The 14831-nt window shown below is 38.0% G+C and carries 13 protein-coding genes, 2 tRNA genes and 1 other RNA gene; 10 read left to right on the top strand and 6 right to left on the bottom strand.

The window, feature by feature from the left end; translation table 11 throughout:
* Nucleotides 1-48: 48 nt before the first annotated feature.
* Nucleotides 49-1332 (top strand): glutamyl-tRNA reductase, encoded by a 1284-nt coding sequence (gene hemA / locus AC1M9I_RS02680; protein WP_481610643.1) that lies wholly within the window; start codon nucleotides 49-51, stop codon nucleotides 1330-1332.
* A 23-nt stretch (nucleotides 1333-1355) separates the two neighbouring features.
* Here hemA and AC1M9I_RS02685 read toward each other — a convergent pair whose 3' ends face one another.
* Together AC1M9I_RS02685 and AC1M9I_RS02690 are read right to left on the bottom strand one after the other, a co-directional pair.
* Entirely contained in the window at nucleotides 1356-3251 is a 1896-nt protein-coding gene (locus AC1M9I_RS02685) for a DNA primase (protein WP_481610644.1), read from the bottom strand.
* A 129-nt stretch (nucleotides 3252-3380) separates the two neighbouring features.
* A complete protein-coding gene (locus tag AC1M9I_RS02690) occupies nucleotides 3381-4397 on the bottom strand; it encodes an outer membrane protein assembly factor BamD (RefSeq protein WP_179997751.1) in 1017 nt (338 codons plus the stop codon).
* Nucleotides 4398-4468: 71 nt separating this feature from the next.
* Here AC1M9I_RS02690 and rluD point away from each other — a divergent pair, with 71 nt between their 5' ends.
* From rluD to AC1M9I_RS02710, 4 genes are all read left to right on the top strand, one after another.
* Nucleotides 4469-5521, top strand: a complete 1053-nt coding sequence (rluD, locus tag AC1M9I_RS02695; RefSeq protein WP_481610645.1) for a 23S rRNA pseudouridine(1911/1915/1917) synthase RluD — start codon at nucleotides 4469-4471, stop codon at nucleotides 5519-5521.
* A 17-nt stretch (nucleotides 5522-5538) separates the two neighbouring features.
* Complete coding sequence (pgeF, locus tag AC1M9I_RS02700; protein WP_481594379.1) at nucleotides 5539-6279, top strand: peptidoglycan editing factor PgeF; 741 nt, start codon at nucleotides 5539-5541, stop codon at nucleotides 6277-6279.
* Between the two features lie 332 nt (nucleotides 6280-6611).
* Entirely contained in the window at nucleotides 6612-7907 is a 1296-nt protein-coding gene (locus AC1M9I_RS02705) for a hypothetical protein (protein ID WP_481594378.1), read from the top strand.
* A gap of 260 nt (nucleotides 7908-8167) precedes the next feature.
* A complete protein-coding gene (locus tag AC1M9I_RS02710) occupies nucleotides 8168-9463 on the top strand; it encodes a hypothetical protein (RefSeq protein ID WP_481594463.1) in 1296 nt (431 codons plus the stop codon).
* 29 nt (nucleotides 9464-9492) lie between these two features.
* Here the strand turns inward: AC1M9I_RS02710 and smpB are convergent, their stop codons facing one another.
* Nucleotides 9493-9969: an SsrA-binding protein SmpB gene (gene smpB, locus AC1M9I_RS02715; protein ID WP_035269908.1), complete on the bottom strand. Its 477-nt coding sequence runs from the start codon at nucleotides 9967-9969 to the stop codon at nucleotides 9493-9495.
* A gap of 139 nt (nucleotides 9970-10108) precedes the next feature.
* Here smpB and coaD point away from each other — a divergent pair, with 139 nt between their 5' ends.
* From coaD to AC1M9I_RS02735, 4 genes are all read left to right on the top strand, one after another.
* Nucleotides 10109-10600 (top strand): pantetheine-phosphate adenylyltransferase, encoded by a 492-nt coding sequence (gene coaD, locus AC1M9I_RS02720; protein ID WP_035269911.1) that lies wholly within the window; start codon nucleotides 10109-10111, stop codon nucleotides 10598-10600.
* Nucleotide 10601: 1 nt separating this feature from the next.
* Nucleotides 10602-10865 carry a YfhL family 4Fe-4S dicluster ferredoxin gene (locus AC1M9I_RS02725; protein ID WP_481593080.1) on the top strand — a complete coding sequence of 88 codons (264 nt, stop codon included), beginning with the start codon at nucleotides 10602-10604 and terminating at the stop codon, nucleotides 10863-10865.
* Nucleotides 10866-10893: 28 nt separating this feature from the next.
* An RNA gene (gene rnpB / locus AC1M9I_RS02730) (RNase P RNA component class A) lies at nucleotides 10894-11275 on the top strand.
* Between the two features lie 72 nt (nucleotides 11276-11347).
* A tRNA-Met gene (locus AC1M9I_RS02735) sits at nucleotides 11348-11424 on the top strand.
* Between the two features lie 57 nt (nucleotides 11425-11481).
* On the opposite strand, the gene AC1M9I_RS02740 is transcribed toward AC1M9I_RS02735, so the two are convergent.
* Nucleotides 11482-11790 (bottom strand): hypothetical protein, encoded by a 309-nt coding sequence (locus tag AC1M9I_RS02740; protein ID WP_228133291.1) that lies wholly within the window; start codon nucleotides 11788-11790, stop codon nucleotides 11482-11484.
* Nucleotides 11791-12046: 256 nt separating this feature from the next.
* On the opposite strand from AC1M9I_RS02740, the gene AC1M9I_RS02745 reads away from it, so the two are divergent.
* A tRNA-Met gene (locus AC1M9I_RS02745) sits at nucleotides 12047-12123 on the top strand.
* Nucleotides 12124-12158: 35 nt separating this feature from the next.
* Here the strand turns inward: AC1M9I_RS02745 and AC1M9I_RS02750 are convergent.
* Nucleotides 12159-13178, bottom strand: a complete 1020-nt coding sequence (locus AC1M9I_RS02750; RefSeq protein ID WP_481593079.1) for a hypothetical protein — start codon at nucleotides 13176-13178, stop codon at nucleotides 12159-12161.
* Nucleotides 13171-14796, bottom strand: a complete 1626-nt coding sequence (locus tag AC1M9I_RS02755) for an NAD+ synthase (protein WP_481594376.1) — start codon at nucleotides 14794-14796, stop codon at nucleotides 13171-13173. The genes AC1M9I_RS02750 and AC1M9I_RS02755 overlap by 8 nt, the downstream gene beginning before the upstream one ends.
* Nucleotides 14797-14831 lie beyond the last annotated feature (35 nt).

Here is a 14831-nt window from a genome sequence, read left to right on the forward strand (position 1 = left end):
ACACCGTTATTGCACAATAGCATAAATTTAGCGAATTGATGATCTGATATGTCTTTCTTTGTATTGGGTGTCAACCATCAAACAGCCTCAGTTGAATTACGAGAGCAAGTTGCTTTTAACCCTGAAAAGTTAAAACTATTGTTGACTGAACAAAGTCACCATGATTACCTGAACGATATGGTTGTGGTGTCAACCTGTAATCGTACTGAAGTCTACGCCATCGCCGATAATGCGGAGATGGTATTAGATTGGCTCGCTCAAAAAAATGGCATTGATGTAAAACAATTACAAAATCATATTTACCGTTATGAAAATACGGATGCTGTGACACATTTGATGCGTGTGGCATCAGGATTAGACTCACTTATGCTTGGTGAGCCTCAGATTATGGGGCAAGTTAAGTCTGCACTTAATTTAGCAAAAGAGTCTGAAGTTGTTTCACAAAATTTAAATCGTATTTTCGAATATGCATTTTATGCTGCTAAGAAAGTGCGTTCAGAAACAGCGGTCGGTAGTCATGCTGTATCTATGGGTTATGCGGTAGCACAGTTAGCACTACAAGTTTTTAGTAAGCCTGAACAATTAACCGTTATGGTGGTTGCAGCAGGTGAAATGAATAGCTTGGTTGCAAAGCACTTAGCTGAAATGGGCGTTGCTAAAATTTTAATTTGTAACCGTGGTCAGGAACGGGCGGAAATTTTGGCGCAAGAAATATCACATCGTGTTGCGGTAGAAATTATTCCTTTTGTTGATTTAGCTCAAAATTTACATCGCGCTGATGTGATTTCAAGTTGTACAGGAAGTTTACATCAGGTCATTTCCTATCAAGATGTTAAGTCAGCACTCAAAAAACGTCGTTACCGTCAAATGTTGATGGTGGATTTGGCTGTTCCTCGCGATATTGAATCTAAGGTTGAAACTTTGGATGGTGTTTACCTTTATGGGGTGGACGATCTTCAAGGTGTTATTGATGAAAACTTAGCGCAGCGACGCCAAGCCGCTGTTGAAGCCGAAGTGATGGTCAATCAACTAGCAACACAATTGGTGACTCAGCAGAAAGTTTCACAAGCTGGAGCGACAATTAGTGAGTATCGTGCTCATGGAGATAAAGTTAAAGCATTTGAATTAAACCATGCATTAGATCGTTTAGCCTCTGGCGATGATGCAGCCATTGTCATGCAGGAAATGGCGCATCGTTTGACGCAAAAGCTATTACATCCTACATCTATCTTACTCAGAGAAGTCGCTAAAGATGAAAATCCTGATGTCTATGAAACGATTAAAGAACATTTAGAAGATATTTTTAGTGCTCAGCGAAAACTAAAAAAATAAAAGCGGTCACTGACCGCTTTTATTTATTCATGTAGTAAGCGTAGTCCAATTTTTTTGGTTAGCTCATTCAGTTGTTGTCTTAAGTTTTTAGACTCATTTAATGATTTTGCTGCTTTAAATTTGATTCTCAGATATTTTTCTTGAAGTGAAAGCGAGTATTCTGAGGCAAGTTTATCAGCCATTTCAGGGGCTTCAGTGAGTGTTTGAATATTGGTACGTTTTAAAATCTCAGAGAGTTCATGATGAAATGGGCTACATGCACCCAAAATATAATAACTCGCCAACTCTTGGTCATCTGGCAGATCATCAAAAATGACATTAAAGATTTTTAATACTTTTGCAAGCAATTCATCTTCAGGAATCACTGCGCGTAATACTTCAAAATGAATATAAAGAAAAGGATGGTACAATAACATTGCCACTGCGAAATCTTCATCTCGTGTGCGAATATTAAATGATAATGAAGCGTCAAGACTCACTTGAGGCTGCCACTTTTTATTGAATCCTAATTTCTCTTTGAAATATTGACGAATCAAATAGCGATACGAACCTTGCTTAGGCATCAGATTGGTGAGTTGATTTAGCTCAGCCATGACCTGACTTTTACCTTCAGGTGTATTAATTTGATATTGTTGACTGAGAAGAGAAAAAGCAAACTCTGATAAGAGTGGTGATTGTTGCCAAAGTCGATTGAAAGTTTCAACACCGTCCTTACGAACTAATGAGTCAGGATCATGCTCCGCAGGTAGAATAAAAAATTTCAGTTCACGACCATCATTTAAGAGGGGAAGTGCAATTTCTAAAGTGCGTCGAGCTGCTTTTTGACCAGCCGAATCACCATCAAAAGCAATAGTTAACTGATTATTTTGTTTAAATAATAGATTCAAGTGATCAGCATTGCTCGCCGTCCCCAAGGTGGCAACTGCGCCAGGAATGCCAGCTTGCTGTAATGCGATGACATCCATGTAACCTTCAACCATTAACCAATGATTGGCTTTGAGCTTACGACCTTCATATAAGCCATAGAGTAGTTGGTTTTTATGGAAAACTTCAGAGTCTGGCGAGTTGATATATTTGGGTTTGATCTCGTCATTCAATGCTCGTCCACCAAATCCGACAACGCGACCTTTTGCATCACGTATAGGAAAAATGACACGTTCTCGTAGTAGATCAAAATCACGACCAGAATCACTGGTTCTGATCAAACCGAGTAGTTTTAATCCTTCAATATCTTGCGGAAATGCTTTTTCAAGATGTTGCCAATCTTCTGGGGCATAACCTAATCGCCAATACTTAATCGTGGTATCACTTAGTCCGCGTCGCTGAAAATACTGTTGCGCAATTTGGCTATTTGGAAGTTGTTTTTCATAAAATAAAGCAACATTTTCAAGAAGATCGTATAAATTACCTTCAGGTGCGACCTCAACTGAATTCAAGTCATCTGTATTAAATTGATACTCATCGAATTCATAGTTTTGAAATGCTTCAAAAGGATCTACATCAAAAGTTGAAGTAGGCTGAGAAATGATTTCTGCTGCATCTGCTTCAATGGGTGCCTGCGGTTGCTTTTCTTGGTTAGGTTTAATAGGTTCTCTCTTGTATGAGAGTTTTTTATTGTCTTGATTGTCTTTAGGTAATTCGATACCGGTTTGGCTTGCCAGGTCTTTAATCACCTCGATGAAATTGCGATTATCAATATCCATCATAAAGCGAATTGCATTTCCATTGGCTTGGCAACCGAAACAGTGGAAATATTGCTTATCACGGTAGACGTGAAAAGAAGGTGTTTTCTCTTGATGAAAAGGACAACAGCCTGAATAGGTACGACCTGACTTTTTTAATTTCACACGTTGGCCAATAAGATCGACGATGTCAGTTCGATCTAAAATTTGATCAATCGTATGTTGTGGAATTGCCATAATTAAAAAGCCAAAAGAATGAGGAATAAAGTGATTGAATTAAGTCTATCCTAAACACTTAAGACGATAAATAAATCCATGCAATAAAAAAGGTGGGTAATCCCACCTTTTTTGATTCATAAGAATGGATTATTGACGCTGTGGGTCGTACATACTTTCATTTGCTGGCGCACTTTCCACATTGTGATCTTTATTACCAAGCAAGCCAAAGCTTAAGCGATTCAATAAACCGGGTTGTGTATTGGTGTTGTCAGATTGCTCTGCTGATACTTCTGCCGTTGTTTGGCTGCGTGCCTCACGACCTAAAATACCCAAGGTTGCACGATTTAACCAACTTCCATCTTTACGTGCTGCGCGTAAATCGACCTCACCATTAGACTTCACAAGATGGGGGTAGTTTAGCTTTAGCACTTCAACGTATTGTTGAGATGTTGCCTTGTCACCGAGTTTATCGTATCCGTAAGCAATCGTTGCAAGCGCTTCTGGTACTTGAGGTGTTTGAGGGAAATGTTCCACAACCCATTGTCCACGCTCAACTGCTGCAAGCCAAGCTTTACGCTTTAAGTTAAAGCGAGCCGCATTCATTTCACTTTCAGCAAGTTCTTGACCAATAAATTTCATGCGCTGAGCAGCATCTACAGCATACTGACTACTTGGGAAACGACGAATGAAATCAACAAAATTTTGATATGCAACTTTTAAATAGCTGACATCACGATGAGCCTGTTGGAGTGATGTATAGCGGATGAGACCATCATAGTTTTGCTCCATATTCGCCACACCACGAACATAGTAAGCATAATCAACATTAGGATGTTGAGGATTTAAACGAATAAAACGGTCTGCTAGCGCAATAACAGCTTCATAGTCTTTTTGTTGAAAACGAGCATATAAAAGATCGAGTTGAGCTTGTTGAGTATATTGACCTGTAGGGTAATAAGTTTCAATTGCTTCTAATGATTGTGCTGCATCGCTATATTGACCACGATCTAATGCTTTTTGTGCTTTATCGAAATAAGATTGTTCGGTTGATTTAGGTCCAGTATCCACAACATCCTTCTTTGGATTACTACTACAGCCCACAAATGTTGCTGCTAAGCCTAGCGATAAAGCAAGCATCGTAACTTTATAACGTGGTAGCGACATAAAAATTCCTCTGTTTATACGGGCAATAGGCTACAATTGCACTATTAAACCACTTTTGTCCGAATGAGCAAATGACTTCAGCACAAACTTCTAATTCTAATTTCCCAGAAATCGACATCAATTTACTTGAAGATTCTGAGGATGCAGATAACCATACTTCAGCCCCAACTGCAACACGTTTATCGTTGCAATTTCAAGTGGATGAGAGTTCTCTTGGTCAGCGAATAGACCAAGTTGCTGCGCTCGCTTGGAACGAATTTTCGCGTGAAAAATTGAAACAATGGTTGAAGGATGGTCATTTGTTGGTAAATGGTCAAGTTGTGAAACCAAAATATAAAAGTGAAGGGAATGAGCTACTCACGCTTAATGTAGAGCTTGAAGCCCAAGTCACCAGTCAACCTGAAAATATCCCTTTAGATATTATTTATGAAGATGATGACATCTTAGTCATTAACAAGCCAGTGGGGATGGTTGTACATCCTGGCGCAGGAAACCCGAATGGTACTTTGGTTAATGCACTTTTATATCATTTTCCAAAATCAGCAGAATTATCTCGAGCTGGTCTAGTACACCGTATCGATAAAGATACTAGTGGTCTCTTGGTTGTAGCTAAAAATTTAGAAGCTCAATTTTCCTTAAGTAAACAGTTGGCGAAAAAATCAGTTTATCGAATTTATGATTTGATTTGTTATGGCAATATTATTGCAGGCGGTAAAATTGATGAACCGATTAAACGTCATCCCGTAGATCGTGTAAAAATGGCGATCTTACCAGGTGGTCGTGATGCCGTGACTCACTATAATGTGAAAGAAAGATTCCAAAATTTCACACGTGTTCAAGCACAATTAGAAACTGGACGTACTCATCAGATTCGTGTTCATTTCACTTATATTGGTTTTCCTTTGGTCGGTGATCCAGTTTATGTCAGTCGTGTCAAAGTACCTGCAGGTGCTTCGGAAAAACTTGCTACTCATTTACGAGAGTTTAGACGTCAAGCACTTCATGCATCAAAATTGGGGTTAGTACATCCACGTACAGGTGAAGAAATGATGTTTGAAGCACCATGGCCTGAAGATTTCACAGCATTACTTGATACTCTTCGTACGGAAAATAAGGCTTACTAAATTAAAGGAAAGTTGACATGCAAATTGTGCAAGGTTTGCCCGAAGGTGTTGTGGTAGGACAAACAGAATTAAGTCACCCTCACGCACTTAAAACACCACAGACTGACTTAGAAGGTTTTAACTTGGCGTTGCATGTAAATGATCAGCCAGAACGTGTTCATCAGCATCGAATGTACTTGTTAAATGACTTCTCGGTCTATGGGGTGAATCGATTGACTTGGATGAACCAAACGCACAGTACAATTTGTCATGTTGTAAATGATGACATGAGCTTACACGCTCTAAATGGCGATGGTTTAGTGACACAACAAAAACATCATGCATTAATGATGATGACGGCAGATTGTTTGCCAGTGGTTCTCGGTAATAAAGATGGTACTGAAGTCGCTAATTTGCATGCAGGTTGGCGAGGATTGGCAAATGGTATTATTGAAAATACAGTCAATGCCATGAGCACTCAACCCTCATGGGCGTGGTTAGGTGCGGCAATTAGTCAGCCATGCTTTGAAGTGGGTGTGGAAGTAATGCACACATTCTGCGATAGGATTCCAGAATTGAGCTCAGCATTTCAAAAGGGAGATCTAGAGGGTAAGTATTACGCAGATCTGTATGCGATTGCTCGCCATATATTGAAAAGTTTAGGGGTGGAACAGGTTCTTGGAGGTGAGCGATGTAGCTACACGGAGGATCAAACATATTATTCTCATCGCCGTAATTCCAAAACTGGACGTATGGCGACATTTGTCTTCATGGAGTGAACAGAATTTATTTAGTTTCGATCAGATCGTCTGGGTATTTAAGTGATGACTTTCTTAAAGCTCATCATCTTTACTTATGTTTGAGATTTTATTTAATCACTTCGATCTGTTGTTTATTTAAATGAAAGATTTAAATAAAAATACATTAATTTACAAGTTGCTAAGTTGATATAAGTGATTCATAACTAGACCATTTTTTTGAAATATGAATTATTTAAATACAAAAAATGTTAGATCAATCACAATTTGATAGAAAAAATTTATATAATAGTGAATATTACATTGTCTTTTTATTAGACAAGACATAAAAATAAAAAATTGTGGAGACAATGATGATCTTAATAGGATTAGCGAAATCAAGAAATTTTTGTATTCCTGTCATCTATGGATTGACTTCAATAACATTAGCGTATGCTGCTCCAATGCAAGAACTGACTGACGCTGAACTTTCACATGTTGAAGGTAAAGCACTCATGAGCTTAAGCTATATTTCACCTGCAGATTCCGTCAATAAGAATCCTGGTCAAAATATTGGATTTTATAAAATGGGAATGGAAGCCCAATTAGATTTAAATGCTAACATCAAAAGATTGCAACTTGGATGCGGTGGAGTAAATGGTGCAAACGGTTGTGATATTGATATCGATAACTTAAGTTTGTCAGGGGTTGCAGAAACTCGTGAAGGACGCGTCCAATCAAGTGCCCAACTAACCAATCCATTTTTAGAGTTTGCTATAAAAAACCCAGATTCAGCTTCAACACGTGAAATGGTTGGTGTTCGTTTAAGTGCAGAAAAAGTACTAGGATTATTAACGCTTGGTAGTGAGAACTCTGAAAAACCAAATGGTATCAATAGTTTAAGTGGTTATCTGAAGATTAAGGACGCTGTTGGAACTGCGACAACAGCAGCTCGTTCTGGTGTAAATTTTAACAATCTTGGAGAATTAGTTTACGGAAAAGCAAAGAGTACAACAGGTTTCGTAAGTGCAGACTTTACGTCTAATGATTATGCTTTAAATTTAGCTGAGGGAAGCGGCTCTTTAAAAATTAATGGCCAAACTATTAGTGGTAACAGAATATCAAATGTCTATTTAACAGGTGTTGCTCGAATAGATAACATTGCATTGTCAGGTAAAATTTCTGCAAATGCTAAACTCTGGGGGCTTGTGCCTATACCACTATCTGGTGACATTACGGGTAATGTTTCAAACCTAAATGTAGATGTTAAAGTTTCAGAGAACCTTGGATATATTCACCGCTTACCTTTGAGCAATCCATTTTCTCTATCGATGCAAAAACAAGATATACATTGGACTGGAGCGAGTGTTGCTGCTCAGACAGGTTGGTGGCTTTCAATCGAGGACCCAATTGATATAGGTAATGTTACTCCGAGTCAAAAAGTGATTGTGACAGATGCAGTGATTAAACAAGTTGTACCGCTAATTAGTAATTATTTACAGGCTAATCCAATCGAATGTGGTTTTTTAGCAACAAGTTGTTTAGCAGGTAATTTTAGATTAGGTGAGGTTCCATTAACAAATTCAAGAGTGAATATGGATTTGGTAAACTTACAGTTAAAAAATCAATCCTTTGCCCCAAACTGTTATGGAAGTTTAAAATTCTGCTAAATAATAGATATACTTGAGTTTTAAGTTTGCATTTCATCGGATAAATTGGAATATACATCACATTTTAAAAATTAATAATGTGATGTAAGTCTCTAGAAAATATTCAATTTTATTTTAATTTCTATATTTTAATTCATTTAGCAAGTTTTAAGCCTCTTTATTTTTTTCATTAATTTATAGATAGTAATGATGTTGCTTATGGATTAAGCCTGAATAAAAATAATATGGAGACTCTAATGTTGAAGAGTTTACTTGGTTCTATCAAATTGATTTTATCAACATCATGCTTAGTGTTGATTCCTTTGTATGCAACGGCTAATAACATTCATAATGATTTAAAAATGATGAGTGATGAAGAGTTATCAGCGACAAATGGCCAAGCTTTGTTAAGTATGAGTTATATTGATCCCAATGATGGGGCAAACAATATGCGAGGTAAAGGTGTTGGCTTTTATAAGCTTGGAATGGAAGCAGATATAGAACTCAATGCAAATATTAAGCATTTACAACTTGGCTGTGGTGGTATTAATGGAGCAGGTGGATGTGATATTGATATCGAAAATCTGAGTTTGAGCGGTATGTCAGACACTAGAGAAGGTCGTGCGGGTTCTTCAGCCAAGTTAACCAATCCATTTTTAGAGTTCGCGGTAAAAAATCCAACATCTGCATCAACTCGAGAAGTTGTGGGTTTGCGTCTCAGTGCTGAAAAAGTATTAGGTTTACTGACGCTTGGTGATGAAAACTCTGACAAACCGAATGGTATTAACTCACTCAGTGGTTATTTAAAAATTAATCCCACTCAGGGTATGGGCTATACTAATGCTCGAAGTATGACTTATGCTGATACTGGTCAAACTATTGATGGAAAAGTGAATGCAAGAATTTGTTTAATTTGTATTATCGCACCTACTTTGACACTCGATTTTAAATCGAATAATTACAATTTAGCATTACAAGAAACGACGGCACCAATTCAAATTAATGGAACTACGGTCTCTGGTACTCGAATGAGTTCTGCACAGCTGACAGGTGTTGCCAATATTAATCAGTTGAATTTTGGTGGTGATCTCAAGGCTAATATCCAAGTGCTAGGGGTAGGATTGCTGAATTTGCAAAAAGAGGTCAGTGGTAACATTACGGGCTTAAAAGCCAACATTACGGTAGATCAAAATCTAGGTTTAATTCATAAAATCCCTGTAAACAATCCATTCTCACTCTCTGTTCAAAATAGTGAGATCTGGTGGCCAAATGCTGATGTTGCTGCACAGCAAGGTTGGTGGATGGCATTTAATGATTCGATCAATATTGGAGATGTTACACCTGAGAAGCGTATTGATATTACAAATGATGTGTTAAAACAAGTGGTTGGACCAATCAGTGATTATATCAGTCGAAATCCTCCATCTTGTAATGCACTTGATTGTCTGTTTGGTGACAAACTTGGTGTTGGAAATGTTCATTTGCCGAATACCAATGTAAATTTTCCATTAAAAGATCTACAACTTAAAAATCAAACCTTTGCTCCAAACTGTTATGGAAGTTTAAGGTTCTGTTAATAAAAAAACCGCTCATATGAGCGGTTTTTTTATTTATGAAAAATTCTTGCTTTATCACGCTGCCAATCGCGGTCTTTTTCAGTGGCACGTTTGTCGTGTAACTGTTTACCTTTAACAAGCGCAATTTCGAGTTTGACTAAACGACCTTTCCAATAGCACGCCAAAGGTACACATGTGTAACCTTTTTGATTGATCGCCCCTTGGAGTTTCTCGAGTTCACGACGTGAAAGAAGTAGCTTACGAGTACGTGTTGCTTCGGGAACGATATGAGTTGAAGCAGAAAGAAGAGGTTGAATTTGAGCACCAAATAAATAAGCTTCATTATTTTTGAAAATAATATAGCTTTCCGTGATACTCATGCGTCCAGCGCGAAGAGATTTTACTTCCCAACCTTGTAACGCTAAACCAGCTTCAAATTTTTCCTCAATAAAATAATCGTGACGTGCACGTTTGTTGAGCGCAATAGTGCCACTATTATTTTTTTTAACTACAATCGATTTCGACATAATACAAATATTCCAAGATTAGGCCTATTTTGCCTCAAACTTGGCTTGAGGTGAAGTCATTTCACTGTCAACAAGTGTGCGTGTGAATTGAGTTTTTGTTAAACTATGCGCCTACATAATAATCTTAGAGTATAAATGGATGTCTAAAACTCGTGTCATCTATCCGGGAACATTCGATCCTATTACCAATGGTCATATTGATCTTGTCTCTCGTGCTGCAAAAATGTTTGATGAAGTTGTAGTTGCGATTGCAATTGGTCATCACAAAAATCCAGTGTTTAGTTTAGATGAGCGAGTTGCGCTTGCAAAATCATCATTAAGCCATTTAGATAACGTAGAATTTGTTGGTTTTGATGGTTTGTTGGTGAATTTTTTTCAAGAGCAAAAGGCAACAGCTGTACTCAGAGGTTTAAGAGCAGTATCTGACTTTGAATATGAGTTTCAACTTGCAAATATGAATCGTCAATTAGATTCAAATTTTGAAGCTGTATTTTTAACGCCGTCAGAGCAATACTCGTTTATTTCATCCACGTTAGTTCGTGAAATTGCACGTTTGAAAGGTGATGTGACGAAATTTGTGCCAAAAGCAGTTGTTGAGGCATTTGAACGTAAGCATCAGCAAGGTTGGTAGAGTGTCTTTAATTATTACGGATGAGTGCATCAATTGTGACGTTTGTGAGCCTGTATGCCCAAATGAAGCGATTTATATGGGTGAACTGATCTATGAAATTGATCCAAACCTATGTACTGAATGTGTTGGTCATCATGACCAACCCCAGTGTTCATTATTCTGCCCAGTAGACTGTATTCCTAAAGATTCTAATCATGTGGAATCTGAGGATGAATTGTTGGAAAAGTATAAAAAACTAATTGCTCAAAAAAGCACGAGCAATTGATCTCAAAGTTTGTTAAGATGCGCCACTTGAAGTGAGCCAGACGATCGCTGCTGTGGAGGTCTTCGTGACTAAAGCAGGGGAGGAAAGTCCGGGCTTCATCGGGCAAGGTGCCAGGTAACGCCTGGGAGGCGTAAGCCTACGGAAAGTGCAGCAGAGAGTAGACCGCCATTTTGCAACTGAACTTCGGTTTAGCCTAGAGAATGGTAAGGGTGAAAGGGTGCGGTAAGAGCGCACCGCATGACTGGTAACAGTTCATGGCATGGTAAACCCCACTTGAAGCAAGACCAAATAGGAATCCTTAAGGTATGGCCCATACTGGATTCGGGTAGGTCGCTTGAGCATATGAGTGATTGTATGCCTAGAGGAATGATCGTTCTAGACAGAACCCGGCTTATCGGCTCACTTCAACAAATTTTGATCAAACAGTGCCGATATTACTTGACGGATACATCAATCAAGTAGATAATGCGCCCACAGTTTACGGCTATGTAGCTCAGTTGGTTAGAGCACCGCACTCATAATGCGGGGGTCACAGGTTCAAGTCCCGTCATAGCCACCATTTTTATAGACCACACTCACTAGTGTGGTCTTTTTTTATGTGTGAAATCTTGAGTTTTCATTGGCACTGAATAAGCTGAGAATCTAACTTAATTTTTGGAAACTCTTGTTCAAATTGTGCTAAAACGGCTGTCTGATTTACATTTGAAAACACAATATTTTGCAAGCTTTCAATTTTTTGCTCAGACAAATAAAGCTGTGCACAATGAAGAGCAACCGCATTCTCTTTACTCACGGCAAGTTTATGATCCTCAGGAATGACATCAATATGCACGAGCTTTTGTTGAGCACGGCTTAATTGAACTAGAGTTCGTTTTTGTTGCATGGTTATAAAGTTTTGAGCATTGATCCATTGAGCGACATCCATGCGTACACCGTGATAATTCACAAATATGGGATAAATCGTTTGGCATCCGCTCACAAGGCTTAAAGAGCATATGAGAATGAAATATTGAGGATTGAGCATGATTTTGATGTCATTGAAACCTTACTATTACAATAAAATCATATAATTATGGATTAATTTTGTTCAAATAAGGTTTATTTGTATAAAGGGTGATCATTAGTGCTTTCGTATGCTTGACGATACAACGATAACTTAAGATAATGCGCACACAGTTTACGGCTATGTAGCTCAGTTGGTTAGAGCACCGCACTCATAATGCGGGGGTCACAGGTTCAAGTCCCGTCATAGCCACCATTTTTATAGACCATGCTCACCGCATGGTCTTTTTTTTATTTCTCAAAATGTTTTGAGATAATATCAAGTGTAGATTGTGCTTGATAAAAAGGCTGAATCAAACTTTGAATTAATTGTTCTAGAACGCCAAAATCATTTAACATGCTGATAAGCTGAGGTGCAAAACGATGTGCTTCGATCACTAAATCTTCTTGAGTTAGTCCAACAGCCGTGAGTAAAGCTTGTAAACTGTAATCACCAAAATATTCATAGAACTCATCAACCACTTCTAAAATGATGGACTGAATCTCAGAGGACTGGCGTAAATTTCTCCAGGTTTCATAGACCAGAATAAAAAAATCTTCGACATCAATGGCTTCAATCTGCTCAAGCTGAGCTGAAATTTTTTGAAATTGGAGATCTGACCAAATATGTTGAATGATTTCATAAAGTTCATTTTGAGGCAGTGTGATAATTTCGCCTAATTGAACCAATATTGCATTTGCAAGTTGGGATTCTAGTTTTAACTCTAATGTGTGTTGCTGATCTTGGAGAAAATTAAAAATCTTTGATTTGACCGTATTATTTTGAACTTTATTTTTTCGAAGCCTATCCAGCCAAGGTGTATATTTTTCTAAAATTTGATTTGCTAATTGAAGACTTACTGCATGCGCCTTCTCATTACTTAAAATTTGTTGTTTTAAACCATAACGTACTTGATCTAATTCAAGAATTTTATTTAGCCATAGCCCAAAATCTTGGTCAGAAATTAAATCTCCGATTAAAGCATTTGAATCCTTTAAATGAAGGTAAATACGTTGTGCAACTGCGCCAATAAACTCTAGTAAATCAGGTCCAAGATTTAATTCAAAAGCATATTTTGAAACAACAGCATGAAGTTGTTCAAGATTTACAATGTCTTTTAGTTTGATTCGATTGAACTGAGCATAAGCCTCTGAAACAAACGTGTCTAGTACAGCATTAGATTCAGCATTTAATAAATACTGTTGCGTAAACCGAATTTGCTCAAGCATAAGTGCTTGAGCAAATTGATTGAGTTGTGTCGAGTTAGACACCTGCTTTCCATCCATTTACGATTGGATAGCGGCGTTCGCGGCTAAATGCACGAGAGGATATACGTGGACCAATTGCACCCTGACGGCGCTTATATTCGTTGCGATCAACCAATCCAATGACTTTAGTCACGATATCTCGATCAAAACCTTTAGAAATAATATCTTCAAGACTCTGATCTTCTTCAATATATGCATATAAAATTGCATCAAGAACATCGTAAGGTGGTAATGAGTCTTGATCTTTTTGATCAGGGCGTAATTCAGCAGAAGGTGGGCGAGTAATCACACGTTCAGGGATTACAGGCGTATCTTCCAAACTATTACGGTATTTTACTAACTCAAATACAATCGTTTTATAAACATCTTTAAGTACAGCAAAACCACCGACCATATCACCGTACAGTGTGCAGTAACCAACAGAAAATTCAGATTTGTTACCTGTAGATAAAACAAGATTACCAAATTTATTCGACAGACCCATTAATAAGGTGCCGCGTGCGCGAGCTTGTAAATTTTCCTCAGTTGCATCAGCAGGAGAATTGCCGAAGAATGGGTGTAATGTCTGCATAAAGCTGTTGACGATTGGGTGAATTTCCGCAATACCAAAAGTGACTCCCATACGTTTTGCCTGCTCAGTCGCGTCTTCAACGCTGATTTGAGAAGTATATGTATAAGGCATCATAACCGCTTGAACTTTATCTGCTCCAATAGCATCGACAGCGATTGCAAGAGTAAGCGCTGAGTCAATACCACCAGAGAGACCAAGAATGACGCCAGGGAAACCTGAGCGTTGTACATAATCTCGTGTTGCTAAAACCAAAGCTTGGTAAATTTCTGCAATCGTATCTAATGCAGGTGCTTTGATAGTGGCTTTAAAAGATTTAAGCTCTGCTTCATATTCAACATGAAAAAGGTCTTCTTTGAAGCTTGGTGCTTCAAGTACAACTTCACCGTTTGAATTTATAACGAAACTTGTTCCGTCGAAAATAAGATCATCTTGACCCCCCACTTGGTTGACATAAACAAGATTGAGATTCAATTGTTTAGCTAACTCTTTAAGCGTAACAACACGGTGTTGAGGCTTTCCAACTTCGTATGGTGAGGCATTTAACACAAGAACAGTTTCAACATTCAGTTTGGCAAGTTGTTGAACACTCTCAAGTGTCCAGACATCTTCGCAAATTAATACACCGAATTTATGTCCTAAATACTCAAATACAAGGTGTTGATGACCCTCAGCGAAATATCTCTTTTCATCAAAAACACTATAATTTGGTAAATTTTGCTTGTTATAAATACCTAATACTTGCCCATCTTTCATAACGGCTGCAGAGTTATAGCGTGCACCCGAATCAGCTTGATTAACAAAACCAAATACCATCACAATGTCTTTCACTTCAGCCAGTTTTTCGAAAGCTGATGCTGTACGTTTGCTTAGGCTTGGACGAAGTAGGAGATCCTCTGCAGGATAACCAATGGTCGAAAGTTCAGGAAACACAATGATATTGGCATTTTGCTGTTTGGCTTCATTAGCGAGTTCAATCATTCGTTGAACATTGGCTTCTATATTGCCGACAAATGGAGAGAATTGAGCAAGAGAAACTTTAAAACTATTCATTTAAACCAAGTCCTATCCTATAGGTTTATATACAG

The organism is Acinetobacter sp. ANC_7553, from assembly GCF_056779895.1.